Source organism: Erwinia sp. 009765445 (genome assembly GCF_058137865.1).
In genome coordinates, this window is sequence record NZ_JBYUWC010000006.1 from 182,029 (window position 1) to 206,907 (window position 24,879).

General features: G+C 55.4%; 26 protein-coding genes. 11 read left to right on the forward strand and 15 right to left on the reverse strand.

All coding sequences use genetic code 11. The annotated features are described in order from the left end of the window. Positions 1-22: 22 nt before the first annotated feature. Positions 23-1,336 (reverse strand): hypothetical protein, encoded by a 1,314-nt coding sequence (locus AC3Y5R_RS08345; RefSeq protein ID WP_489920949.1) that lies wholly within the window; start codon positions 1,334-1,336, stop codon positions 23-25. Between the two features lie 170 nt (positions 1,337-1,506). Here AC3Y5R_RS08345 and AC3Y5R_RS08350 point away from each other — a divergent pair, with 170 nt between their 5' ends. The 4 genes from AC3Y5R_RS08350 (at position 1,507) to AC3Y5R_RS08365 (ending at position 4,168) form a co-directional block, all read left to right on the forward strand. After that, on the forward strand, positions 1,507-1,590 hold the full coding sequence (locus tag AC3Y5R_RS08350) for a small membrane protein YohP (protein ID WP_456297742.1): 84 nt from the start codon (positions 1,507-1,509) through the stop codon (positions 1,588-1,590). A gap of 832 nt (positions 1,591-2,422) precedes the next feature. Beyond that, on the forward strand, positions 2,423-2,962 hold the full coding sequence (gene pagP, locus AC3Y5R_RS08355; protein ID WP_489921016.1) for a lipid IV(A) palmitoyltransferase PagP: 540 nt from the start codon (positions 2,423-2,425) through the stop codon (positions 2,960-2,962). 150 nt (positions 2,963-3,112) lie between these two features. Further along, positions 3,113-3,322 (forward strand): transcription antiterminator/RNA stability regulator CspE, encoded by a 210-nt coding sequence (cspE, locus tag AC3Y5R_RS08360; RefSeq protein ID WP_004156612.1) that lies wholly within the window; start codon positions 3,113-3,115, stop codon positions 3,320-3,322. Between the two features lie 417 nt (positions 3,323-3,739). Beyond that, positions 3,740-4,168 carry a GNAT family N-acetyltransferase gene (locus tag AC3Y5R_RS08365; protein WP_489920950.1) on the forward strand — a complete coding sequence of 143 codons (429 nt, stop codon included), beginning with the start codon at positions 3,740-3,742 and terminating at the stop codon, positions 4,166-4,168. Here AC3Y5R_RS08365 and AC3Y5R_RS08370 read toward each other — a convergent pair. Continuing rightward, positions 4,149-5,507: an aminotransferase class I/II-fold pyridoxal phosphate-dependent enzyme gene (locus AC3Y5R_RS08370; protein ID WP_489920951.1), complete on the reverse strand. Its 1,359-nt coding sequence runs from the start codon at positions 5,505-5,507 to the stop codon at positions 4,149-4,151. The genes AC3Y5R_RS08365 and AC3Y5R_RS08370 overlap by 20 nt on opposite strands. A gap of 135 nt (positions 5,508-5,642) precedes the next feature. Between AC3Y5R_RS08370 and AC3Y5R_RS08375 the strand changes: the two genes are divergently transcribed. From AC3Y5R_RS08375 to tatE, 6 genes are all read left to right on the forward strand, one after another. Continuing rightward, positions 5,643-6,602: a substrate-binding domain-containing protein gene (locus AC3Y5R_RS08375; RefSeq protein ID WP_489920952.1), complete on the forward strand. Its 960-nt coding sequence runs from the start codon at positions 5,643-5,645 to the stop codon at positions 6,600-6,602. Positions 6,603-6,604: 2 nt separating this feature from the next. Further along, positions 6,605-7,399 carry a deaminated glutathione amidase gene (locus tag AC3Y5R_RS08380; protein ID WP_489920953.1) on the forward strand — a complete coding sequence of 265 codons (795 nt, stop codon included), beginning with the start codon at positions 6,605-6,607 and terminating at the stop codon, positions 7,397-7,399. A 19-nt stretch (positions 7,400-7,418) separates the two neighbouring features. Further along, positions 7,419-8,306 (forward strand): ABC transporter substrate-binding protein, encoded by an 888-nt coding sequence (locus tag AC3Y5R_RS08385; protein ID WP_489920954.1) that lies wholly within the window; start codon positions 7,419-7,421, stop codon positions 8,304-8,306. Then, positions 8,303-9,277, forward strand: coding sequence for an amino acid ABC transporter permease (locus AC3Y5R_RS08390; RefSeq protein WP_489920955.1), 975 nt, complete (start codon positions 8,303-8,305; stop codon positions 9,275-9,277). Before AC3Y5R_RS08385 ends, AC3Y5R_RS08390 begins: the two co-directional genes overlap by 4 nt. Continuing rightward, positions 9,274-10,044, forward strand: coding sequence for an amino acid ABC transporter ATP-binding protein (locus AC3Y5R_RS08395; RefSeq protein ID WP_489920956.1), 771 nt, complete (start codon positions 9,274-9,276; stop codon positions 10,042-10,044). The genes AC3Y5R_RS08390 and AC3Y5R_RS08395 overlap by 4 nt, the downstream gene beginning before the upstream one ends. A gap of 132 nt (positions 10,045-10,176) precedes the next feature. Next, positions 10,177-10,383, forward strand: coding sequence for a twin-arginine translocase subunit TatE (gene tatE, locus AC3Y5R_RS08400; RefSeq protein ID WP_158783726.1), 207 nt, complete (start codon positions 10,177-10,179; stop codon positions 10,381-10,383). Positions 10,384-10,504: 121 nt separating this feature from the next. Here tatE and lipA read toward each other — a convergent pair whose 3' ends face one another. The 13 genes from lipA to leuS all read right to left on the reverse strand — a co-directional run bounded on the left by lipA (position 10,505) and on the right by leuS (position 24,177). Next, a complete protein-coding gene (gene lipA / locus AC3Y5R_RS08405; protein ID WP_489920957.1) occupies positions 10,505-11,470 on the reverse strand; it encodes a lipoyl synthase in 966 nt (321 codons plus the stop codon). A gap of 177 nt (positions 11,471-11,647) precedes the next feature. Then, positions 11,648-12,301: a lipoyl(octanoyl) transferase LipB gene (gene lipB / locus AC3Y5R_RS08410; protein WP_489920958.1), complete on the reverse strand. Its 654-nt coding sequence runs from the start codon at positions 12,299-12,301 to the stop codon at positions 11,648-11,650. Between the two features lie 84 nt (positions 12,302-12,385). Continuing rightward, on the reverse strand, positions 12,386-12,649 hold the full coding sequence (gene ybeD, locus AC3Y5R_RS08415) for a DUF493 family protein YbeD (RefSeq protein WP_158783723.1): 264 nt from the start codon (positions 12,647-12,649) through the stop codon (positions 12,386-12,388). A gap of 179 nt (positions 12,650-12,828) precedes the next feature. After that, positions 12,829-14,040, reverse strand: coding sequence for a D-alanyl-D-alanine carboxypeptidase DacA (dacA, locus tag AC3Y5R_RS08420; protein ID WP_489920959.1), 1,212 nt, complete (start codon positions 14,038-14,040; stop codon positions 12,829-12,831). A 140-nt stretch (positions 14,041-14,180) separates the two neighbouring features. Beyond that, entirely contained in the window at positions 14,181-15,335 is a 1,155-nt protein-coding gene (gene rlpA / locus AC3Y5R_RS08425) for an endolytic peptidoglycan transglycosylase RlpA (RefSeq protein WP_489920960.1), read from the reverse strand. An 11-nt stretch (positions 15,336-15,346) separates the two neighbouring features. Continuing rightward, complete coding sequence (gene mrdB / locus AC3Y5R_RS08430) at positions 15,347-16,459, reverse strand: peptidoglycan glycosyltransferase MrdB (protein ID WP_158783720.1); 1,113 nt, start codon at positions 16,457-16,459, stop codon at positions 15,347-15,349. A gap of 2 nt (positions 16,460-16,461) precedes the next feature. Further along, a complete protein-coding gene (gene mrdA, locus AC3Y5R_RS08435) occupies positions 16,462-18,366 on the reverse strand; it encodes a peptidoglycan DD-transpeptidase MrdA (protein WP_489920961.1) in 1,905 nt (634 codons plus the stop codon). 31 nt (positions 18,367-18,397) lie between these two features. Then, positions 18,398-18,868, reverse strand: a complete 471-nt coding sequence (gene rlmH / locus AC3Y5R_RS08440) for a 23S rRNA (pseudouridine(1915)-N(3))-methyltransferase RlmH (RefSeq protein WP_158783718.1) — start codon at positions 18,866-18,868, stop codon at positions 18,398-18,400. A gap of 3 nt (positions 18,869-18,871) precedes the next feature. Continuing rightward, complete coding sequence (gene rsfS / locus AC3Y5R_RS08445) at positions 18,872-19,189, reverse strand: ribosome silencing factor (RefSeq protein ID WP_158783717.1); 318 nt, start codon at positions 19,187-19,189, stop codon at positions 18,872-18,874. Positions 19,190-19,282: 93 nt separating this feature from the next. Then, complete coding sequence (nadD, locus tag AC3Y5R_RS08450; RefSeq protein WP_489920962.1) at positions 19,283-19,963, reverse strand: nicotinate-nucleotide adenylyltransferase; 681 nt, start codon at positions 19,961-19,963, stop codon at positions 19,283-19,285. Then, complete coding sequence (holA, locus tag AC3Y5R_RS08455) at positions 19,956-20,987, reverse strand: DNA polymerase III subunit delta (RefSeq protein ID WP_489920963.1); 1,032 nt, start codon at positions 20,985-20,987, stop codon at positions 19,956-19,958. Before holA ends, nadD begins: the two co-directional genes overlap by 8 nt. Continuing rightward, entirely contained in the window at positions 20,984-21,580 is a 597-nt protein-coding gene (gene lptE / locus AC3Y5R_RS08460) for an LPS assembly lipoprotein LptE (protein ID WP_489920964.1), read from the reverse strand. Before lptE ends, holA begins: the two co-directional genes overlap by 4 nt. 14 nt (positions 21,581-21,594) lie before the next feature. Beyond that, on the reverse strand, positions 21,595-24,177 hold the full coding sequence (gene leuS / locus AC3Y5R_RS08465; RefSeq protein WP_489920965.1) for a leucine--tRNA ligase: 2,583 nt from the start codon (positions 24,175-24,177) through the stop codon (positions 21,595-21,597). 213 nt (positions 24,178-24,390) lie between these two features. Here leuS and AC3Y5R_RS08470 point away from each other — a divergent pair, with 213 nt between their 5' ends. Further along, positions 24,391-24,873: a zinc ribbon-containing protein gene (locus AC3Y5R_RS08470; RefSeq protein WP_158780578.1), complete on the forward strand. Its 483-nt coding sequence runs from the start codon at positions 24,391-24,393 to the stop codon at positions 24,871-24,873. Positions 24,874-24,879: the final 6 nt, after the last annotated feature.

Sequence of the window (24,879 nt, forward strand, 5' to 3'; positions counted from 1 at the left end):
AAACCGCAGATCGTGATCGCTATCAACTGTTACTCAGCGGACGGCCTGGGCCATGCGAACTCAGGCGGGCCTGCAACTGGTCCGCTCCCCACTGCACCGCTTTGGGGATACTTTCCTGTAATTTTTGCGTCAGTTTGTCTGATATTTCCGGGGCAAGGATTTCGGCGGCCGGAACGGAGGCAAAGACCGGCGCGGAGAGGGCAAAGTTAGTCAGGTGGCTCATTGCAGCCTGCGAGGCCGCATTAAAACCTTTGCTTTTCATGGCCTGGCTGACGGCGCTACGGGCAGATAACGTGGCGGCAAATCCTCCGGACAGCAGTCCATTTTTCGACATGCCTGCCGCGCTTAAGACTTCCCGTCCGGCTCTTAAGCCATCCGTAGCCACATCCAGCGGCAGTTTAGCCAGCCGCTTACCGGCACCGGCCAGCGGAGCGGTGAAGGCGTTGGTATTTTTAAGCGCGGTATACTGTTCTTTCCAGTCAGTGCGACCCAGCAGGTATTCTGCCCCAACACGGCCCTGCTTGCTGTCTACCGCATGTGTAGCTCCGGACATCAGGCCCCCTGCGACAACTCCTCCTCCGGCAGTCAGCCAGGTGTCCACTCTGGCCGCCGTGGCCGGACCAAATTTTGCTGTTACCGCCGCTGATGTTCCCAGACGCAGTAAATTCCTCGCGCTGTAGCTCTGAATAGCCGCGGCGTTTTCTCCTGCCAGCCTGCCCGTCGACGGTTTTTTCTGTTCGCTGACCTGATGCATGACCGGCTCTAGTTGTGACGGTTCCGCTGTCAGCCATTGAGTATTGGCAGTGGCTTTATCCAGCAGGGCGCCGCCAAAGGTATCGGCAATACCTGACTGCAACCCCGCATGCAGACCAAGCTGAGCGGCCCCTTCAGCGAAGGCGCTGAGCTGGGGAAAGGTGTCAAAAGCTACCGAAGCAACGGCAAAGGGGATGGCCCGTACCGCGCCGCGGGCAGCCTGAGCCACGCTGTCGAGTCGGCTGCCTTTGGTCAGAACCGCTTCCACAGACTCTGGCGTTTCGTTCATAGCGTGCAGCTGGCGAGTACGATCTTCGATCAGGCGATGAAAATCGGCGGCGTTCTCACCGTCAATATGGCGGCCAAAGAGGACTGCCAGTTTGTGGTGGAGCGCGGCTTCGTTGGCGGTGTGATAGCTGGCTCCGGCAACATGGTGGATCCCACCGCTCTCGCCGGGCAGGCTGGTCTGGCTTCGTTCGCTGTGAACTGAACTTTTTTCGGAATCTTCAGTACTTCGTGGTTGTTCGGCGACGGCATCGTGATAAATTTGCAGGCTACTGCGGGAAGAGTTAACAGAATTCACTATCAGGGACTCCGGTCAGCATAATCTTAAGATGTGATCGGTTGAGTGGATTAATGCAGCAGGGTGTTCCGTCGTTGCCAGATTGCTGGTTGCAGGCAGAGGAAGAGATTCTCTTCTATACTCAAGTGACTACATCGTAGTGAATTTTTACTCTGATTAAGGAAAATGGAATGAAGATTATTCTCTGGATTATTGCGATCATTTTCATTGTCGGGCTGCTGACGATTACGGGTGTCTTTAAGGTTCTGTTCTGAATGGCCGGGTGGCGGCGCGGATGGATGCGCTGTCACCGCTTGAAGTGCACGCCAGTGGCGGTTTTAAAGGCTTTTACCTCTTCAGGTTCCGGCGAGGGCTGAGGGGGACTTTCTTCCTCAGTTGCGGTTGATAATCGCGTATTAAATAAGCAATCTTTCAGCGTTATTGGGTTATTACAGTTAGCGCAAACAGCGCCGTGGTGGTGACCGAACCGGTCGCCGCTGGATGTAAAAATAATCCTTGCGTGCCCGCATCTCCAGCATCGTATTCTCACGCAGGTACCTCTTCCTTATCATTGTTAAGTAGGATTAATCTTACCAAAATTTAACCAATGATCGATAAATAATATTTATCAATTTCATAAAGTGACATTCACTTCTAATAACCTGATTGCAAAGACATAAGCCAAATTAACCCCGGATGTTGCCTGTGCTTTACGATAAACACTGTTTGTTTTATTGGATTTATTTTGCTTTCAGGCTAGAAATTGTCTGATACGCTCGAAATAATGACTCAGATCATTTTACTGTTCGTCATTTAAGGCGTTGTTAGCGCATTCTTCATGACTTAAGAGTTGTCCTGGCGCGATTTACTGATTCTGTATGTTATGTTTTTGCGTCAGAATCAGGGTGTTGGCCGTAAAGTTTAATAAACACAGTCCTTGAATTTCAGTCACATTGCATTCATGAATTGTTTAATCAGAATGCTTATAATGTGTGCCAGACAAAAAAGACACTCTGAACCTTCTTAATGCGAAAAATGTGCGCATTATTTTCAACACCAGGTGTAATTATCGTGAAGCTATACAGAATTTCTCTTGTTATGGTGGCAATGTCCGGCGGACTTGTCTCAACACCGGCGGCGCAGGCTGGGACACTTGGCTCGGCTATATCCTCCACCTGGCAAGACTTCAGTGACAAAGTCAGCACGACATGGAACGAGCCGCAGGGTTACGACCTGTACGTTCCTGCGATCACATGGCATAACCGCTGGACCTACGATAAAGAAAAGACCGATCACTACAACGAGCGACCGTGGGGTGCCGGGTTTGGGATGTCACGCTTTGACGACAAAGGCAACTGGAATGGCCTGTATGCCATGGCGTTTAAAGATTCTTATAACAAGTGGGAACCCTTTATGGGGTATGGCTGGGAAAAGATCTGGCGTCCGCTGAATGACCAGAACTTCCGCCTCGGTCTGGGCTACACCGCTGGCGTGACGGCGCGTGATAACTGGAAGTATATTCCTGTGCCCGCTCTACTGCCTTTAGCTTCAATCGGTTACAGTAAAGCGACTTTCCAGATGACTTATATTCCAGGCACTTACAACAACGGAAACGTTTACTTCGCCTGGTTCCGCTGGCAGTTTTAATTGCGGTAAACGGCCGGAATGATGACGTATCTGCGAAAAAGGCGATATTTATCACTTTTTCTTTATTGTCTACTGGACAAAAGCCTCTGCAATTGCTGTACTAACAGGCGACACAGTTTAGTGTCCATTTTTCATGTAAAGGTAATATAGATGTCTAAGATTAAAGGTAGCGTTAAGTGGTTTAATGAGTCCAAAGGATTCGGTTTCATTACTCCTGAAGATGGTAGCAAAGATGTGTTCGTACACTTCTCTGCCATCCAGAGCAACGGTTTCAAAACTCTGGCTGAAGGTCAGCGTGTAGAGTTCGAAATCACCAACGGCGCCAAAGGCCCATCTGCTGCTAACGTTGCCGCTATTTAAGTTATCAGACAGAATTCTAAAAACCCGCCGGATGGCGGGTTTTTTTTTGCCCCGCATCCGGCCAGGTGCGGTACGGGAGGCAGAGAAGAATTAACGGGAAAAAAATTGCTCAAGCCAGAAAACAATGGCGATCAGGCTGATGGCAACGGCGACGCCTTCGCTCAGGGATTTGGGGATCAGGTTCATGTTTGTCATCTCTTTGAGCAGTTAACTCATAGTGTGGCGAAACATTATTAAGGAAACATTAATCAGCAGCCCGACCACTACAGAATCCCGATCCCTCGTCCCACTTCAGAATAATTGCCCCGTCTCTGTAACAAATCCCTGTTGTGCCGGGGGTTGCTAATCCTGGCAGGCAGGCTATAAACATAAGCGATGAAGAACCAGTGAATCAGGCTCAAACCTGGAGGAACAGCGATGAAGATCCGAATGGCGCGGCCAAAAGACAGTTTTGCCCTGAGCGCCCTGTTAACCGAACTGGGCTATGAAAATACCGGGGATTTTATTGACCGTCGTCTGGCACAGCTGATTGATGACCAGACTGAACAGCTGCTGATCGCCGAGCACGGCAGTAACGTGTTGGGTTTCCTGTCGCTGCATTTTATCCCTCAGCTGGCGCTGGCCGGTGATTTTGCCCGCGTCAGCTATTTCTGCATAGCTGAAGGTGAACGCAGCAAAGGGGCAGGGCAGCAGTTGCTGCAGCATGCCGAAGAGCTGGCCCGCGAGCGCGGTTGTGATCGGGTTGAGGTGCACTGCCACGAACGTCGGATCAAAGCCAATGCGTTTTATGCCCGCGAAGGCTACAGCGACTCTCCACGCTATCTGATTAAAGATCTGAACCAATAGCATTAATGTCCTGACCGCAGGCCAGCACCAGCGCATCGGCAATGCTGTTGATGCTGTCAGACTGGATCATCGCAATGCTCACACGGATAAACTGGACTCCGCCGCTGCGGCAGCGTTCGCCGGGCAACACGGCAATGCCTCTGGCAGCCAGGGTAATCATGGCGAACTGTTCGGACTGCACCGGGATAAAAATACTCAGCCCGTCACGATCCGGCAGCGTCAGCCCTCTGGCAGCCAGCGCGGCCAGCAGCTGACGGCGGCGTCCGCTGTAGATCGCTTTCGCCTGCTGAATCTGCAACTGAGTGCTCTCATCCTGCAACATCCACGCTACGGCCTGCTGCAGAATACGGCTGGTCCAGCTGGCACCAAAGTTTCGCCATGACTGAATGCGCTTCAGCGGCTCGCGCGGGCCGGATAACACCGCCAACCGCAAATCGGGGCCATAGGCTTTGGAATAGGAGCGTACGTACAGCGTGCGCTCCGGAAAATAGCGCCCCAGGCTCCATACCGGATAAGCCGAAAGCTCACCAATCCCGTCATCCTCAATAATCATCGTGCTGGTGCCCATCAGCACTTTAGCCAGCTCTTCACTGCGTGCTTCACTGACGGTATGGCCGGTAGCGGAGTGTGTTCTGGGCTGATAGATCATTGCCGTGGCCCCTTTGTTCAACAGCATGGCCAGCGCGCCGGGTAATGGCCCGTGTTCATCGCAGGCCAGCGGCATCACCTCTGCGCCAATATTATCCAGCATATCGAGCAGGCGGGTGGCGGTGGGATCTTCAATGATGACCTTTTCCCCCGGCGAAAACAGCGTTTGAATGATGCAGTTCATCGCATCAAATCCGCCGTCTGTCGCCAGCCACGCCTCGGCCTGATAGGGCCAGCCAGACCGGATGGCTGTCAGCAGCGGCTGGGCGATGGGATCGCGCTGGTAGCTGTTGAGTTGCGGGCACTGGATCCCCTGTAGCATCGCCTGTTTCAGATCGGGAAGCAGGGCCGGATCCGGTGAGGCCATGGCGAGATCGGCGCGGATATTGTCGCCATAATTGCCAATCTTCTCGAAACGCACAGGTCTCGACGTCACGTTATCGCCGCAAACCCATACTCCGCTACGCCCCTTCCCGGCGATCACTTTTTGCCGCTTAAGCTGGCCCCATGCCGCTGAGACCGTCGCTGGACTGACCCCTAATGCTTCAGCCAGATCCCGCACCGACGGCAGATGAGTGCCGATCGGAATCTGACCCTCGCGGATCAGTCCCGCTGTTACGCCCGCAATCCCTTTTACCGAGGCATCCGTCAGGCGTTCAGCAAACCAGTTCAGGTCCAGCGTTGAGGTCATAAGAAATCCATTTGTTCAGTAACAAAGAAAATATTGTACAGATATTATTATCGATCTAGTATCGAATTCAAGCATTATTTGAACACTATTTAAGCGCTCTGTTCTGGCGCTTTCAGGCAACGAGAGAGAGAGCAGATGGTTACGATCAGACTGGCGGTACGAGACTGGGATTATTTCACGCCGCTGGCACTGGGCGATATCAAGCCACAAGGCTTTAAGCTGGAGGTGCATCGCGTGGGAACGCTGGTGGGCGATCTGGCAACCAGCAGCGACTATGACGCGGCTGAAATCTCCTTCAGCCGCTATGCTCAACTGAGGGCGAAGGGCGATAACTCGCTGCTGGCGCTGCCTCACTTCCTGATGCGCGGTTTCCGTCAGCGCTGCATCATCACCACCGAAGATAACCCGATCGTTACTCTGGACCAGCTGAAAGGGAAAAAAATCGGCGTGACCGGCTGGCAGGACTCCGGGAATACCTGGACCCGTGCGCTGTTGCGTGAAGCCGGTGTGGGCATTGATGATGCTTACTGGTTTGCTGGGCGCCTGACGCCGGAGCATCCGATTGTCGATCGCCTGAACGGTTTTGGTCGTCCCGGACGCATTGAAGCTGCACCGGGCGAGCATCCGCTGATCGACCTGCTCAGAGCGGGCGAGCTGGATGCGGTATTTACGCCATTCATGCCGCAGGGCTTCTTCCTGAAGGGATCCGGTCTGCGTCAGTTGCAAACCGATTTCCGCCAGGCCGAGCTGGAATACTTTAGCCGCGTGGGCTACATCCCCGGTCACCATCTGCTGGCCTTTAAACCCGAAATTGCCGAAGCCCATCCGGACATCCCGCAGCAGGTCAGCGAACTGATTGAACAGTCTGCGAAGCTGTGGAATGACAAACGCGAAAAATACGCCGATACCACCCCGTGGTTGCTCGACGATCTGCGACGCACCGCGCAGGATTTACCTGCCGACTGGAACGCCAACGGTTTTACAGCTAACAAGAAGATGATTGGTGATTTTGCCAGCGAGCTTTTTGAGCAGGGTATTAGCTCAGACCGCCTCACGCCGGAAGAGCTGTTCCCCGCCGTGACCACAGGAGCATAACGATGAAAGTTGCATTAGGACAGTTCGCGGTCAGCCGCGAGTGGCAGGAAAATGCCGAAACCATTACCGGCCTGATGGCTCAGGCCGAAGCTGGCGGTGCTGATTTACTGGTCCTGCCGGAAGGCGTGCTGGCTCGTGATATCGCCGATCCGGATCTGGTGCTGAAAGCTGCTCAGCCGCTGGATGGCCCGTTCCTGACTGAGGTTTACGCGGCCAGCCGTGGCAATAATCTGACCACCATGATGACCGTACACGTGCCGAACGGTGATGGCCGGGCGCTGAACGTGCTGATTGCCATTCGCAACGGCGAAATCGTTGCCCGCTATGACAAACTCCATCTCTATGATGCCTTCGCCATGCAGGAATCACGCAACGTTACGCCAGGCAATGAAGTTCCGCCGCTGGTCGATGTTGCCGGGATGAAAGTGGGTCTGATGACCTGCTATGACGTGCGTTTCCCGGAACAGGCCCGCCGCCTGGTGCTGGATGGTGCTGACGTGCTGGTGCTGCCTGCAGCCTGGGTGAAAGGCCCGCTGAAGGAGATGCACTGGGAGGTGCTGGTTACCGCCCGTGCGTTAGAAAACACCTGTTATCTGGTGGCGGTGGGCGAGTGCGGCCCGCGCAATATCGGTAACAGTCTGGTTGTTGACCCGCTGGGCGTGGCGATTGTCAAAGCCGCCGAAGCTCCGGCGCTGGTGTTTGCTGATTTGGATCCTGCCCGCATTGCTCATGCCCGCAACGTCCTGCCGGTGCTGGAAAACCGTCGTTTTGCTCGTCCAGAACTTAACAATAAATAAAATAACGGGGAGTTTACTGATGAAGAAGATTGCCACTGCCATCACTCTGGCTCTGGGCTTAACCGCGGGCCTGGCTCAGGCCGCAGATGCCATTCCGGCACAGAAAATGGATCAGGCGTTGCACGATCGTTTACCCGCTGATATCAAACAAGCTGGTAAAATGATCTCGGTAAACAACGGTTCTTTCCCTCCGTACGAGATCGTTGAAGGCCCGACTTCCATGACCGGTGCTTCTGCCGATCTTACCGAGGCACTGGCGCAGATGCTGGGGATCAAAATTGAACATGCAACGGTCAGTGGCCTGTCAGGCGTGCTGGCCGGGATCAAATCGGGTCGTTACCAGCTGGCCATCGGCCCGATTGGCGATTATCCGGACCGCCAGGAGAAAAACGACTTTATCGATTTCGTGCAGGAGTTCGTGGTATTTGCCGTGCAGAAAGGCAACCCGTCCAGTATCAACGGCCTGGATGATACCTGCGGCAAACGTATTGCCGTGATGGCTGCCGGTTCTGCCGAGCAGGTGATCCGCAAGCAGTCAGAAGTCTGTACCGCCGCCGGTAAACCAGCCGTGACGGTGCAGTCCTTCACCGACCAGCCCTCTTCTATCCTGGCAGTACGCTCCAAACGCTCTGATGCCTTCTTCTCTTCTCAGGCACCACTGGTCTATTTCGTCGACCAGGCGCACGGTCAGCTGGAACTGACCGGTCAGGGTAAGAAAAACGGCTTTGGCGATATCTTCCAGGGCACTGTGGTGCCGAAAGATTCTGAGCTGGGCAAAGTGGTACTCGACGGTTACAAAGAGCTGTTCGCCAACGGGACTTACGCGGCGATAATGAAGAAGTGGAAACTGGATGGCAACATGATCAAGCAGCCGGGGGTTAACCTGGCGAAAGGGGTAGCGAAATGATCAAAGGCACCACCGATTCACGAGCCAGGGAAAGGGCAGACGTGCAACAGCGCGATGTGGCTTTCGCCCGCAGCGCACCACGCTATGGACGCCTGGTTTGCTGGATTGTGGTGCTGGTGATTGTCGCCAACTTTGCCTGGCTGGTAGCCACCAACCCCAATTTCGAGTGGAGCGTGGTGCTGAAGTGGTTTACCGAGGCTTCGGTGATGAAGGGGCTGCAGGTCACGCTGGGGCTGACCGTGGTCTCGATGATCCTCGGCACCCTGCTGGGCTTGCTGCTGGCGGTTTGCCGCCTGTCGGATAATCGTCTGCTGAGTGGTTTATCTGGTCTGTATATCTGGTTCTTCCGTGGCACTCCGCTGCTGGTGCAACTGATATTCTGGTACAACATGTCAACGTTGTTCCCAAAAATCACCCTTGGTATTCCGCTGGGCGGCCCGGTATTCGCAAGCTGGAACACCAACGACCTTATCACCCCGTTGACCGCTGCCATCGCGGGTCTGGCATTGAATGAAGCGGCCTACATGGCGGAAATCATTCGTGGTGGTTTGCAGTCGGTGGATAACGGTCAGGTGGAAACGACTCAGGCATTCGGGATGAGCCGCGCACGCGCATTGCGCCGTATTATTATTCCGCAGGCGATGCGTTCGATTATCCCGCCAACCGGCAACCAGCTGATCAGTATGATCAAGGCAACCTCGCTGGTGAGTGTTATCGCCATGGGCGATCTGCTCTATTCGGTACAGTCGGTGTATAACCGAACCTTTGAAGTGATCCCGATGCTGATGGTAGCGGTGATCTGGTATTTGCTTATCACTTCAATTCTCAATGTCGGTCAGTCCGCGATTGAACGTTACTACTCCAGAGGTGTACGCCGTACTGTGACAGTGGCGAAGCGTCGCCAGCCTGCATCGGACCGCAAAGCCACTCCGATGGTCAACCGTCCTTTGGTCCGTAAGGAGGATGTATGAGCGAAATTCAGCCGCTGGTTCGCGCGCGTAATGTGCAGAAAAGTTATGGCGATAATGAGGTGCTGAAAGGCATCGATATGGACGTGATGCCTGGTGAAGTAGTGGTGATCCTCGGGCCGTCCGGCTCCGGGAAATCCACCTTCCTGCGCTGCATTAACCATCTGGAAGATATGAACGCCGGGTCAATTATGGTCGGTGACCATCAGGTTGGCTATGAGCTGAAGAAAGGGATATTGCACCGCCTGTCGGCGCGGAAAATTGCCCGTCAGCGCCAGGAGATTGGCATGGTGTTTCAGCAGTTCAACCTCTATCCGCATATGACGGTGTTGCAGAATATCATCGAAGCGCCGATTGGCGTGCACAAGCAGTCACGGGAAGAGGCCACACGCCACGCTACCGAGCTGCTGGCTACGGTCGGGTTGAGTGATAAAGCGGATGCCTGGCCGCGTCATCTTTCTGGCGGGCAGCAGCAGCGAGTGGCGATTGCCCGCGCGCTGGCGATCCGGCCTAAGCTGATGTTGTTCGACGAACCAACTTCGGCGCTGGATCCGGAGCTGGTGGGGGAAGTACTGGCTACCATGCGCACCCTTGCCGATCGGGGGCTGACGATGGTGGTGGTGACGCATGAAATTGGCTTTGCCCGCGAAGCCGCGGATCGGGTGGTCTTTATGGATGGCGGAGTGGTGGTGGAGCAGGGACCGCCGGAAGAGGTGCTGGTAAATCCACAACATCCCCGATTCCAGGCTTTCCTGAGCCGATTTATCTGATATTATCCCTGATGCAGCTGTGCAGATATTACTCTGTTACAGATTGCGGTTGTATTGACCGGTGATGTGCGCGTTAATACACTTTATTGTTATTGACCGTAAATCAGGTCAGATTTTAAAAAGAAGGTGTGTATGGAAGGTATCAGTATTGCCAAGCTGCTGATCATCGGTGCTCTGATCGTGTTACTGTTCGGAACCAATAAGTTACGTTCTCTCGGTGGCGATCTGGGGTCTGCGATTAAAGGCTTCAAAAAAGCCATGAGTGACGACGACACTTCCGCTAAAAAAGCGCCGGCCGCAGAAGAGAAGCCTGCAGAGCAGGTTGCTCACAAAGAGTAATCTCTTGCGGACGAGATAAAAAAACGGATGACTGAGTCATCCGTTTTTTGTTTTCGTTGTATGTTTGTAAAAAAATATAACGGCCAGGCGAACCAAATTCGCCCCGCATGGCAAAAGAGATTTACTTCACTTCCAGGCCTTTCGCCTGCATATCCGCATGATAGGAAGAGCGCACGAACGGGCCACAGGCCGCATGCGTGAAGCCCATCCCCATCGCTGCTTCTTTCATCTCATCAAACTCCGCCGGGCTTACGTAGCGCTGAACCGGCAGGTGGTGACGGCTTGGTTGCAGATACTGTCCCAGCGTCAGCATGGTCACGCCATGGCGGCGCAGGTCACGCATCACTTCAACGATTTCCGCATTGGTCTCGCCCAGTCCCACCATCAGACCTGACTTGGTTGGGATCTCCGGATGCGCTTCTTTAAAGCGCTCCAGCAGCTTCAGCGACCATTCGTAGTTAGCGCCCGGACGTACCTGACGGTAAACACGCGGCACGTTTTCCAGGTTGTGGTTGAACACGTCTGGCGGCGTGGCATTAAGGATCTCCAGCGCGCGATCCATACGGCCACGGAAGTCCGGCACCAGCGTTTCAATCTTAATGCTCGGGCTTTTCTCGCGGATTGCGGTAATACAGTCAGCAAAGTGCTGTGCGCCGCCATCACGCAGGTCATCGCGATCAACCGAGGTGATCACCACGTAACGCAGAGCCATATCTGCAATGGTCTGGGCCAGTTTCCCCGGCTCGTTAGCATCTGGCGCGACGGGACGGCCGTGGGCCACATCGCAGAACGGGCAGCGACGGGTGCAGATGGCCCCGAGGATCATAAAGGTTGCCGTACCATGGTTGAAACACTCTGCAAGGTTAGGGCAGGAGGCCTCTTCACAGACGGAGTGCAGGCCGTTTTTGCGCATGGCGGCTTTAATGCCCTGGATGCGGCTGGAGTCGGCTGGCAGCTTGATTTTCATCCACTCCGGCTTACGTAAAATCTCCGTGCGCTCAGTGACCACGGTTTTCACCGGGATCAGGGCCATTTTGTCTGCGTCGCGGTATTTAACGCCGCGTTCCATCTGAATGGGTTTACTCATAGTCTTGCAAGTTCCAGGTTGGCATGCGCTCTGACAGCCGCAAAAACTCAAAGAGTGATAATGGTATTCAACTTTATTTGAGAAAAGCGCAAAAATTATATCATTCCGGCTGGCGACTTGCAGCCAGCCAGCGAGAGAAATTGTGACGGAATTGTAAATCCGCACGCACGGTTACCTTTATGGCAGCTCATTGTCTGCCAGCCAGGCAACTTCAGGGATTGCCAGCAGTCGGGCGAAGTTTTCAATCAGCAGGGGCTGCACGTCGGAAAGGGTGGTGCCGGGTTTCAGGGCGCTGAGTTGGGTCATCTCCAGCCCGGCATAACCGCAGGGGTTGATGCGCAGGAAGGGGGCCAGGTCCATGTTGATATTCAGCGCCAGGCCATGAAACGAGCAGCCCTGACGGATCCTCAGCCCCAGCGAGCAGATCTTTTTATTGCTGACGTAAACGCCAGGCGCATCCGCTCTGGCTGCAGCTTCAACGCCAAAATGCGCGAGCGTATCGACCACCGTCTGTTCGATGGCAGTGACCAGCTGGCGGACGCCCACTTTGCGGCGTTTAAGGTTGATCATCACATACATCACCTGCTGGCCTGGCCCGTGATAGGTCACCTGACCGCCACGGTCGCTCTGCATCACCGGGATGTTACCCGGCATCAACAGGTGTTCCGCTTTTCCCGCCTGTCCCTGAGTGAACACGGGCTGATGCTCCACCAGCCAGATCTCATCCGGCGTGGTGTCGTCACGTCGATCGGTAAAGTCATGCATCGCCTGAGAGACGGTAGTCCACGGCTGTAAGCCCAGCTGACGGATCAGTAAGGTATCCTGGTTCAAAACGCGAAGTCCGCTGATGAAAGAAGGGGGGAGTATAACGCTGACCAGAAGCAACAACCAGCTGCTCCCGGCCAGGGGAGGGACTTACAGAACCATCCGGACGATTTCTATTTTGCCCAGCTCTTCGTACAGGGTTTCCACCTGCTCAATATGGGTTGCCGTGATGGTGATGGAGACCGAGTGGTAGTTGCCTTTGCTGCTTGGCTTCACGTCCGGAGAGTAGTCACCCGGGGCATGGCGCTGAACAACTTCAACCACCTGATCAACCAGCTCTGGCTGTGCCAGTCCCATCACTTTGTAAGTGAATGGAGTAGGGAATTCGAGCAGTTCTTTAAGATTGGTTTTCATAGGAGCTCCGGTAACGCCAAAACAAAGGCTCCCGCCGCAGCGGGAGCCTGGATATAAATCAAATATGGGGGGCATTCACGCCGAAATCAAGAGGGGTTAACAGTGGTTGCAGAAACCGCAGCATGAAGGGCGGAATAAATCCCGCCCTCTTGTTGTCGCATCATGCGGGGGAGAGGCTGTTAACCAAACCAGTGGTGGAACATCAGCTTGATATAATCGACGATACGACCGATAAAGCCGCCTTCCGGCATATCGTTCAGCACCACCAGCGGGTGCTGCTCGATGGTTTTACCATCCAGCTGGAAGTTGATGGTGCCCACTACCTGGTTTTTGGTCAGCGGGGCGTGCAGCTCGGTGTTGGTCAGCGTATAGCTGGCCTTCAGATCTTTCATCCGGCCACGTGGAATGGTCAGATAAACGTCTTTTTCCACGCCCAGCTGAACGCGATCGCTGTTACCGAACCACACTGGCTCTGAGGCGAACTCTTTACCAGCCTTCAGCGGTGCCACGGTTTCGAAGAAGCGGAAGCCCCAGGTCAGCAGCTTTTTGCTCTCAGTTTCACGGCCTTTATAGGTGTGACCACCCATCACCGCAGAGATCAGACGCATCTGGCCTTCGGTCGCGGAAGCCACCAGGTTATAGCCTGCCGCTTCAGTGTGACCGGTTTTGATGCCATCAACCTGCAGGCTGGTATCCCACAGCAGGCCGTTACGGTTCATCTGGCGGATGTTATTAAAGGTGAACTCTTTCTCTTTATAGACGGCATACTCTTCCGGAACGTCGCGGATCAGCGCCTGACCAATCAGAGCCATATCACGGGCGGAACTGTACTGGCCTTCTGCATCCAGGCCGTGAACGGTCTGGAAGTGAGTGTTCTGCAGGCCGAGCGCCTTAACGTAGTTGTTCATCAGACCGACGAAAGCGTCCTGGCTTCCGGCAACATAGTCGGCCATTGCCACACAGGCGTCGTTACCGGACTGCAGCACGATACCGCGTGTCAGTTGGGAAACCGGGACGCGGTCGCCAGGCTTCAGGAACATCAGGGAAGAGCCTTTGAACACCGGGTTGCCGGTTGCCCAGGCATCTTTGCCCACGGTAACCACGTCATCCTGATGAATTTTACCTGCCTTAACGGCCTGACCGATGACATAGCTGGTCATCATTTTGGTCAGACTGGCCGGGTCGCGGCGCGCATCGGCATTTTTTTCTGCCAGCACCTTGCCGGAGTTGGCGTCCATCAGCACATAGGCTTCAGCATCAATATCAGGCACGCCGGGGATCATTGTTTTAATGTTCACATCGTCAGCGTGGGCGAAAGAGGCGAGGCTGAGGGCAATCAGCGAACCTGCCGTCAGGCGTTTGAGTCGTTGGGTAGAGGTCAGATTGTTCATGTTCAGGACTACAACATCCGTGGCTAAGTTAAAAAAAGTGACTCACTATAGCAAAAGCAGTCCTGCCCGGCATCCGTCTTTATCTGTGCGGGTTAACAGGTTTTCACTCTGTTACCCGCAGACGATCTGCCGGAGCAGCATTACATTTTGTCAGGTGCGACGGTGATAAATGAGGATTGACCGGCTTCAGCAGACAGCCGCTGCTGCAGGGAACTGGCCTGCTGACGCGAGCTGAAGCGGCCCAACTGAATACGATAAACGTTGCCGTGATTGTCTACGGCACCGGGCACGCCGAATTTTTTGCTCAGCGATGTCATCAGCTGGTGAGCGCGGGCTGGATCGCTGACGGCGCCAACCTGAACGACGTAAGTTGTTCCAGCTGCCGCACGGGGAGCTGAAGCTGCAGCGGCTGGCGCGGCAACGGCCGCAGGAGCGGCCACCGCATCAGGAGCAGAAGCTGGAGCCGCAACAGGCTCGCTGCCTTCCAGCACGCCGTTACGCAGCGGCTGAGGCGCTCCTAAAAAGCCACTGCTTCGGACCGGTGCCCCCATGTTGTCGTCACTGTTCAGGCTGCTGGTGTCCACCGGGCGGGATTCCGGTTGCTGTTGCTGGCCGGCAACTGGTTGAACAGGCTGTATGGGCTGGCTCTGTTGAGGCATGGATCCTGCCCCGGCACCTGCGCCCATCACCACCATACCGCCGCCAATATCCGGGCGGGCTGGCAGCGCATAGCTTTGTTTGGCAACGCGGGTACCAATAGTGCCCGGGCCTGACAGCGTGCCATCTGGTGCGACGCTGATAAAGTCCACTTTTACGCGAGTATTGTTGGAGATGTTCAGGCGGTCGCCCGCTGCTTTCGACAGGTCGATAATCCGCCCCGGCGTGTAAGGACCGCGATCGTTAACGCGAACCACCAGCTGACGGCCATTGGCCAGGTTAGTGACGCGAACATAGCTGGGAATGGGAAGTGTCGGATGAGCTGCCGTCAGGCCTTCCGGATCGAACTGCTCACCGCTGGCCGTGCGGTTGCCGCTGGCTTCATCGCCGTACCAGGTCGCCAGACCGGTTTCACTGAAGTTGGAAGGATCTTTCACGATGCGGTATTTTTTACCGTTCATCGTGTAGTCCTGATTGGCATTGGGATTCAACGGTTCATAGATGGGGTCCACGCCGCCAATCTCCACTACCGGGCCGTTATAGACCGGCTGTTGTGGGGCAGGAGCCTGCTGTTCAGTGGTACTACAGGCCGCCAGCAGAGTTGCAGCCAGGCCAATCCAGAGCCAGTCCTTACGCATGTTCAAGCCTCTTAAACGCTTTTCGACAACAGTTTTCGGTGGGTGTGGATCGACATGATTATGCCAAATCCGGCCATCAGAACAATCAGAGCGGAACCGCCGTAACTGACCAGCGGCAGCGGAACCCCGACCACAGGCAGAATGCCGCTCACCATCCCAATGTTAACAAAAACATAGACAAAGAAGATCAGCATCAGCCCTCCGGCCATCACGCGGCCAAAGGTTGTCTGCGCACGGGCGGCCATCACCAGACCACGCATAATCACCAGCACGTAGAGTACCAGCAGGATCAGCACGCCGACTAATCCTAATTCTTCTGCCAGAACCGCAAAGATAAAGTCGGTATGGCGCTCGGGCAGGAACTCCAGCTGCGACTGGGTACCGTGCAGCCACCCTTTGCCACGCAGGCCGCCAGAACCGATGGCGATTTTCGACTGAATAATGTGATAACCGGCCCCCAGCGGGTCACTCTCCGGGTCGAGCAGCATCATCACGCGGTCGCGCTGATAGTCATGCATCAGGAAGAACCACAGTACCGGAACAAAGGCCGCTACCATCAGCACCGCCACGAGGATCAGCTTCCAGCTCATGCCCGACAGGAACAGAACAAACAGCCCGGAAGAGGCAATCAGGATCGCGGTGCCCAGGTCAGGCTGTGCCGCCACCAGCAGCGTCGGCATAAAGATCAGCACCAGCGCGATGGCGGTATTTTTCAGCGTTGGCGGGCAGACGTCGCGGTTAATAAAGCGGGCGACCATCAGCGGCACGGCAATCTTGGCGATCTCCGAAGGCTGAAAACGCACCACGCCCAGATCCAGCCAGCGCTGTGCACCTTTACTGATATGGCCGAAGGCATCCACGGCGATCAGCAATATCACGCAGAGAATATAAAGATAGGGTGCCCAGCCCTCGTACACCCTGGGCGGGATCTGCGCCATCACCAGCATTATCACCACGCCCATCGCAATCTGTCCGAGCTTACGCTCCATCATGCCCGGATCCTGACCGCTGGCGCTCCAGATAACAAGAGCGCTGTACACCAGCAGGGCGGCGATCAGGATAAAGAAGGTTGGATCAACGTGAATGCGTGTCCAGATAGTGCGTTTCTGATGACTGTCATTCATGGTTATTCACCTTCATAGCCGGACGGCAGCGGTGACGCATCCGGCAGGTTGGTATTGTTATCCCCGAGCATAATATGGTCGAGGATTTGACGCATGATGGTACCCACCGCCGGACCAGCACCGCCGTTCTCCAGGATCATGGTCACCGCCACGCGGGGATTGTCGTAAGGAGCAAAAGCAGTCATCAGCTTATGGTCTCGCAGCAGTTCTGACACTTTATGTGCGTTATAAGTCTCGTTAGCCTTCAGGCCAAATACCTGAGCCGTCCCGGATTTGGCCGCAATTTTGTAAGGTGCATCGGCAAAGCTTTTACGCGCCGTACCGTTTGGCCGGTTAGCCACACCGTACATGCCGTCTTTGGCAATTTCCCAGTTACCGTTATGGATATCCGCCACGGGCGGCGTCTCGGGCTGGCGATAGGGCACCTTAACGTTATCGACCACGCTCGAAGACATCAGGTGCGGCGTTTTGATCACCCCGTCGTTAATCAGGATCATCATTGCCTTGTTCATCTGTACCGGCGTTGCCGTCCAGTAGCCCTGACCAATCCCCACCGGGATGGTATCGCCCTGGTACCACGGCTTTTTAAAGCGCTTCATTTTCCAGTCGCGGGTTGGCATGTTGCCCGGCGTTTCTTCCACCAGGTCGATCCCGGTCAGATGCCCGTAACCAAATTTGTTCATCCATTCTGACAGGCGATCGATGCCCATGTCATAAGCGACCTGATAGAAAAAGGTATCCGCTGACTCTTCCAGTGATTTGGTCACGTTCAGCCGCCCATGGCCCCAGTGTTTCCAGTCGCGGAAGCGTTTTTCCGAACCGGGCAGCTGCCACCAACCCGGATCGAACAGGCTGGTGTTACGATTGATTACGCCTGCAGAGAGAGCTGAAACTGCAATGTAAGGCTTCACGGTCGAGGCAGGGGGATAGGCGCCCTGAGTGGCCCGGTTAATCAGCGGACGGTTCGGATCGTTAAGCAGCATGTTGTAGTCTTTGCTGCTGATCCCGTCGACAAACAGGTTCGGGTCATAGCTCGGCATCGAGACCATCGCCAGGATATCGCCGTTGCGCGGGTCTGTCACCACCACGGCGGCACGACTGCCTGCCAGAAGTGTTTCAATATACTGCTGCAGTTTCAGATCGATGGTGAGATAGATGTCCTGACCGGCCTGCGGTGTCTGCTCGTGCAACTGGCGGATTACCCGGCCACGGTTGTTCACCTCAACCTCTTCATAACCGGTTTTGCCGTGCAGCATATCTTCGTAATAGCGCTCGATCCCCAGCTTGCCGATATCGTGTGTGGCGGCATAATTCGGCCATTTGCCCTCTTTATCCAGCCGGTCAACGTCTCGATCGTTAATTTTGGAGACATAACCCAGCACGTGGGTCAGTGCGGAATTATAGGGATAGTAGCGGCGCTGATAGCCTTTTACTTCCACACCCGGGAAAGCGTACTGATTGACGGCAAAGCGGGCGACCTGCACATCATTCAGGCCGGTCTTCACCGGAATTGAGGTGAAGCGGCGTGAGCGCTTGCGCTCTTTTTCAAAGGCCACCAAATCTTCGTCGGTCAGGTCGACGATCGGGCGCAGTGCCAGCAGGGTTTTTTCCAGATTCTCGACCTTCTCCGGCACCAGCTCAATCTGGTAAATGGTGCGGTTCAGCGCCAGAGGGACGCCATTGCGGTCGAAAATAATGCCGCGGCTGGGGGCCACCGGCACCAGTTTGATGCGGTTTTCGTTGGAGCGGGTGCTGTAGTCGTTATAACGGATGATTTGCAGGTGATACAGGTTCACCACCAGGATACCGGAAAGCAGGACGATGCCAATAAAAGCGATCAGTGCCCGGCGAACAAACAGCGTCTGCTCGGCGGTATAGTCACGAAAGGAGTTGCGTTGTAATTTCATCCGCTGCTTTAGTGTGTCCGGTTAATCTTGGTTATTCGCGATGATAGGGATGGTTCGCCGTAATGCTCCATGCCCGATACAAACTCTCGGCGACCAGCACGCGAACCAGCGGATGGGGCAGGGTCAGCGCCGAGAGTGACCAGCTTTGCTCTGCCGCTGCTTTACAGGCTGGTGAAAGGCCTTCCGGCCCACCGATCAGCAGGCTGACATCGCGGCCATCCTGTTTCCAGCGTTCAAGCTGCGTGGCCAGCTGTGGAGTTTCCCACGGCTGCCCCGGAATATCCAGGGTCACAATGCGGTTGCCTTTGCCCACTGCAGCCAGCATCAGTTCACCCTCTTTTTCCAGGATGCGTTTGATGTCGGCATTTTTCCCACGCTTGCCTGCCGGGACTTCGGTCAGCTCAAACGGCATATCTTTAGGGAAACGACGCAGGTATTCCAGAAATCCGGTTTGCACCCAATCTGGCATTTTGGTGCCGACGGCGACCAGCTGCAACTTCACGCATTAACTCCAGAGTTTTTCGAGTTCGTAGAGCTGACGGCTCTCTTCCTGCATCACATGCACAATCACGTCACCGAGATCGACCACCACCCAGTCCGCCGTGGCTTTGCCATCGACGCCCAGCGGTTTCATTCCCGCCGCGCGGGATTCCTGCACCACGTGATCGGCGATAGATGCCACGTGGCGCGTTGAGGTACCGGTGCAGATAATCATGCAGTCGGTGATGCTGGATTTGCCCTGAACGTTAACAGAAACAATATCCTGGCCTTTCAGATCGTCGATTTTATCAATGACGAAGTCTTGGAGTGCTTGACCTTGCAAAAGGTTCCCCCTTGGGTTTAAGTCGGATGGATTATCGTCATCCGTGGCGGGCGATAACCTAAAATACGGTTTCTCCGGGAAGGCCCGGAAAATTTAGCGGCGCAGTATACCACGTGGATCGGCGTTTCGATATAAACCCTGATCGTCGATATAGGCCAGAACGGCAGCAGGCAGGAGGTCTTCGCAGGCGTCACCGCGATGGCGACGTTCACGAATTTCGGTGGCGGAGATGGAAACCAGCGGCGTGTCGGCCATAAAGATCCCGCCAGCTGCTTGCCGGTGCAGGATTTCCGCAGTGTCAGCCTGATGCTCCTCCAGCCAGCGCTGCAGCTCCGGGGTTTCCAGTTTGCTGTCATAACCCGGACGTTTGCACACCAGCAGATGACACAGCGTCAGCAGTTCCTGCCAGCGGTGCCATTTATGTAAGGTTAGCAAGGAATCCTGCCCGATGATAAACGCCAGCGGCTGTTGTTTGCCGCGTTCCGCACGCAGTGCTTCCAGCGTCTCAAAAGTGTACGAAGGCGTGTCGCGCTTCATTTCCCGCAGGTCGATATTGAACAACGGGTTACCCGCTATTGCCAGCTCAACCATCTTAATCCGCTGAGCCGCTGAGGCTTCAGGCTGTGGACGGTGTGGGGGCACATTATTGGGCATCAGGGTGATTTTCTGCAGCCCGGCCAGCTTCGCCAGCGCTTCGGCAGGTTGCAGATGACCATAATGGATGGGATCAAAAGTGCCGCCAAACAGCGCCTGGAGACTTTTGTGCTCAGACATCGCAGAAGTGCTCAGGAAATGATTTGCTGCACAGCAGCAGCGACAACGTTTCCAGTTCTGACCAGACGCTCTGGCCATAATCCTGTTTCAGCGTCAGTTCGATGCGCATCAGCAGGTGGATCGCCTGGGCCAGCTGCCTGGCAGACAAACGCTGCAGGGCTTCACTGAACAATGGCCGGCGGTTCTGCCATACGCGATGCTGGTCGAATAGAGTCCGCAGCGGCGTGTTGCTCATCTGGCGCTGCAAAGTTAACAGCATCATCAGCTCACGCTGCACCGTGCGCAGCAGGATCACCGGCTCGCTGTCTTCGGCCTGCATCTGGCGCAGAATATGTTGCGCCCGCTTACTTTTCCCGGCCAGCAACGCATCCACCCAGTGGAAAGGTGTGAAGTGCGCGGCATCGTTCACTGCCTGTTGAACCCTCGGCAGCGTCAGTTTGCCGTCCGGCCAGAGCAGCGACAGGCGCTCCAGAGCCTGGGACAGCGCCAGCAGATTTCCTTCATAGCAGTAGCAAAGCAGCTGGATCGCCGCATCGTCCAGCGACAGCTTCATGTTTTTCGCACGGGCGGCAACCCAGCGCGGTAGCTGGGCCTGTTCCGGCGTCTGGCAGGGAACCACCACGGCATGGGCGCTCAGCGCTTTAAACCAGGCGCTGTTTTCCTGCGCTTTGGTCAGCTTGCTTGCCCGCAGCAGCAGCAGGATATCGGCATGCAGCAGGGTGGAAAGCATCACCAACTGTTCAGCCATAGCGGCATTGGGGCCGTTTTCCGGCAGCGTCAGCATCAGCGTCTGGCGGCTGGCAAACAGGCTGAGTGCCTGACAGGTAGAAAAGATGGCGTCCCAGTCGGTATGCGTGTCGAGCACGATGCTGAAATGTTCAGTAAACCCCTGCTGCTGGGCTGCAGCGCGCACGGCATCCTGCGACTCCTGCAGCAGCAAAGGTTCGTTTCCGGTAAGGATATAACAAGTGCGCAGCCCCTCATGGAGCTGCGCGCTGAGTTGCTCAGGATAGATCCTGATCATCTGGCGTAGGAGTTGTCAGGCAGGGCGGAACGCGGTGTGGTCTGGTCAACAGCCGAAGGTGTGGACCCCAGCGTATTCACTGATGCATCGTTCTCCGCAATATGCACGGTCAGCAGCTTACGCACCAGCTGCTGGGCAGCCTGGGTACGCATTTCACTGACGATAATGCTCTGCTCGGAGTCTTTTGCCAGCGCGGCCAGCGGGTTATCGAAGAAAGAACGATAAACGGTGGCGCTGATCGGGTAGATGCCTTTATTAGGTACCAGTATCTGTGCGCTGACGGTCATCATCAGCGAGTACTCCGCCGTTTTACCGTCCTGGAAAATCGTCGCCGTATCCTGGCTCTGAGTTTCCGCACCCAGACGCAGAGAAGGCACATCTTTACGTAGGCCCGGTTTTTCCAGCACCGTCACGTTGTTCAGACGCAGTTCTTCACGCACCGCACGAGCCATTGGTCCATACGGATCCCCTGTATCAACAATCAGGGTTTTCATTTCCGGCGGGACCGAAGTGGTCCCGCGCAGGTGAAAGCCGCAGCCCGCGGTGATCAACACCGCCAGGCCCAGCAACACTGACATTATCGGATGTCGCACGATTCCTCCTGACATCAACCCACGACCAGGTTAAGCAGCTTGCCCGGTACGTAAATCACTTTACGAATGGTGACGCCAGCAAGATATTTGGCGACCAGATGCTCCTGCGCGGCACGAGCCTGAACCTGCTCCTGCGTGCTGTCTGCCGGAACGGTAATTTTGCCACGTACTTTACCATTAACCTGCACGACGACCAGCACAGAATCTTCCACCATCGCGTCTTCGTCAGCCACTGGCCACGGCGCGTTATCCGCGTCGCCAATGCCGCCCAGCGCCTGCCACAGTGTGAAGCTGGCGTGCGGGGTGAACGGGTATAGCATGCGAACCACGGCCAGCAGCGCTTCCTGCATCAGCGCACGATCCTGCTCACTTTCCTGTGGCGCACGGGCCAGCTTGTTCATCAGCTCCATGATTGCCGCAATGGCGGTGTTGAAAGTCTGTCGGCGGCCAATGTCATCGGCCACTTTGGCGATGGTTTTGTGCAGGTCGCGACGCAGCGCTTTCTGGTCTTCGTTCAGTGAAGCGACATCCAGGGGCGCGGTGGCGCCTTTTTCAGTGTGCTCGTAAACCAGTTTCCAGACGCGCTTCAGGAAGCGGTTTGCGCCTTCCACACCGGATTCCTGCCACTCCAGCGTCATTTCAGCCGGGGAAGCGAACATCATAAACAGACGGACGGTATCCGCGCCGTAACGCTCAACCATGACCTGCGGGTCGATGCCGTTGTTTTTCGACTTCGACATTTTGCTCATGCCCGCGTAGACCAGCTCGTGGCCCGCTTCGTCGGTGGCTTTGGTTATGCGGCCTTTCTCGTCGCGCTCAACGGTTACATCAACCGGAGAAACCCAGTTACGTTCACCGCTGGTGCCCAGATAGTAGAACGCATCAGCCAGGACCATACCCTGGCACAGCAGGCGTTTGGCTGGCTCGTCAGAGTTCACCAGGCCAGCATCACGCAGCAGTTTGTGGTAGAAGCGGAAGTACAGCAGGTGCATGATGGCGTGTTCGATACCGCCAACATACTGATCGACAGGCAGCCAGTAGTTGGCCGCAGCCGGGTCCAGCATGCCTTTGTCGTAGTCCGGGCAGGTGTAGCGTGCGTAGTACCAGGAGGACTCCATAAAGGTGTCAAAGGTATCGGTTTCGCGCAGCGCAGGCTGGCCGTTAACGGTGGTTTTTGCCCACTCAGGATCGGCTTTGATCGGGCTGGTGATACCGTCCATCACCACATCTTCCGGCAGGATCACCGGTAGTTGGTCTTCTGGTGTTGGCATTACGGTGCCATCGAACAGGGTCACCATTGGGATTGGTGCGCCCCAGTAGCGTTGGCGGGAGACACCCCAGTCGCGCAGGCGGTAGTTAACCTTACGCTCACCGACACCTTTCGCGGCCAGTTGATCGGCGATGGCGTTAAAGCCTTCTTCATATGACAGGCCGTTATACTCGCCAGAGTTGAACAGCGTGCCTTTTTCGGTCATCGCTGAAGCGCTCAGGTCCGGCTCGCTGCCATCGGCATTGAGGATCACTGGTTTCACCAGCAGATCGTATTTGGTGGCAAATTCCCAGTCACGCTGGTCATGGCCAGGTACAGCCATCACGGCACCGGTGCCGTATTCCATCAGCACAAAGTTAGCGACCCACACCGGCAGTTTTTCACCGCTCAGTGGGTGGATGGCGAACAGGCCGGTTGCCATGCCTTTTTTCTCCATCGTCGCCATTTCAGCTTCGGCAACTTTGGTGTTACGGCACTCATTGATAAAGTCGGCCAGTGCCGGATTGCTCGCAGCAGCCTGTGCTGCCAGAGGGTGACCGGCAGCGACGCCCAGGTAGCTCACGCCCATAAAGGTGTCCGGGCGGGTGGTGTAAACGCTGAGTTTTTCACTGCTGTCGGCAACGTCAAAGGTGATTTCCACACCTTCAGAGCGGCCGATCCAGTTGCGCTGCATGGTTTTCACCTGCTCCGGCCAGCTTTCCAGCTTGTCCAGGTCGTTTAGCAACTCATCCGCATAATCGGTAATTTTCACGAACCACTGTGGGATCTCTTTGCGCTCAACTTTGGTATCGCAGCGCCAGCAGCAGCCGTCGATCACCTGCTCATTTGCCAGAACGGTCAGGTCGTGTGGGCACCAGTTAACAGCAGAAGTCTTTTTATAGACCAGACCTTTTTCATACAGTTTGGTGAAGAACCACTGTTCCCAGCGATAGTATTCCGGCTGGCAGGTCGCCAGTTCACGGCTCCAGTCATAGCCAAAGCCCAGCAATTTGAGCTGGTTCTTCATGTAGTCGATGTTGTCGTAGGTCCACGGTGCGGGAGCCGTGTTGTTTTTCACCGCAGCGCCTTCTGCTGGCAGGCCAAACGCATCCCAGCCAATGGGCTGCAGCACGTTTTTGCCCAGCATACGCTGGTAGCGGGAGATTACATCACCGATGGTGTAGTTACGAACGTGGCCCATATGTAGGCGGCCAGAAGGATAGGGTAGCATGGAGAGGCAGTAATACTTCTCTTTACCTTCCTCTTCGGTCACTTTGAACGTTTGCTTCTCATCCCAGTGTTTTTGTACATGGGATTCTATCTCTTCCGGGCGGTATTGCTCTTGCATGGCAGCCAGTGGTCCTTTGTAAACTTTATGAGTTCGTTCAGATCCGCATAGCATAGCTGATTCGGCCCCGGCGCAACAACAGTATCCGGCCAGACAAGGGGCATTTCTCTGCAAGCTGGAAGACGGCAGGCAAATTTCGCAGTCATCTCCGCGTAATATTGGTAATGCCGCTAGAATTAATAGCGTAAACAGCTGGCAGATGAAGGAGAAAAAATGAACAAGGTTGCTCAGTATTACCGCGAACTGCTTTCCTCCCTGACCGAGAGGATTAATAAGGGCGATCATGATATTGATGCTCTGGTGGAGAGTGCCCGGCAGCGAATGAATAATCGGGGCGAGCTGACCCGCAGTCAGATTGATGATGTGACCAGGGCGGTCCGGCGGGATCTGGAGGAGTTTGCCCGCAGCTATACGGAAACTCAGGATGAGAAGAGTGACAGCGTGTTTATGCGTATTATCCGCGAAAGCGTATGGAAGGAACTGGCGGATATTACCGATAAGAGCCAGCTGGAGTGGCGCGAAGTGTTTCAGGATCTGAACCATCACGGGGTTTATCAGAGTGGAGAAGTGGTGGGGCTGGGTAATCTGGTGTGTGAAAAATGCCAGTTTACCCGGGCAATCTACACGCCTGAGACGCTGACGCGCTGCCCGGAATGCGGTAACGATCAGTTCCAGCGGCAGCCGTTTGAACCATAGGTTGAG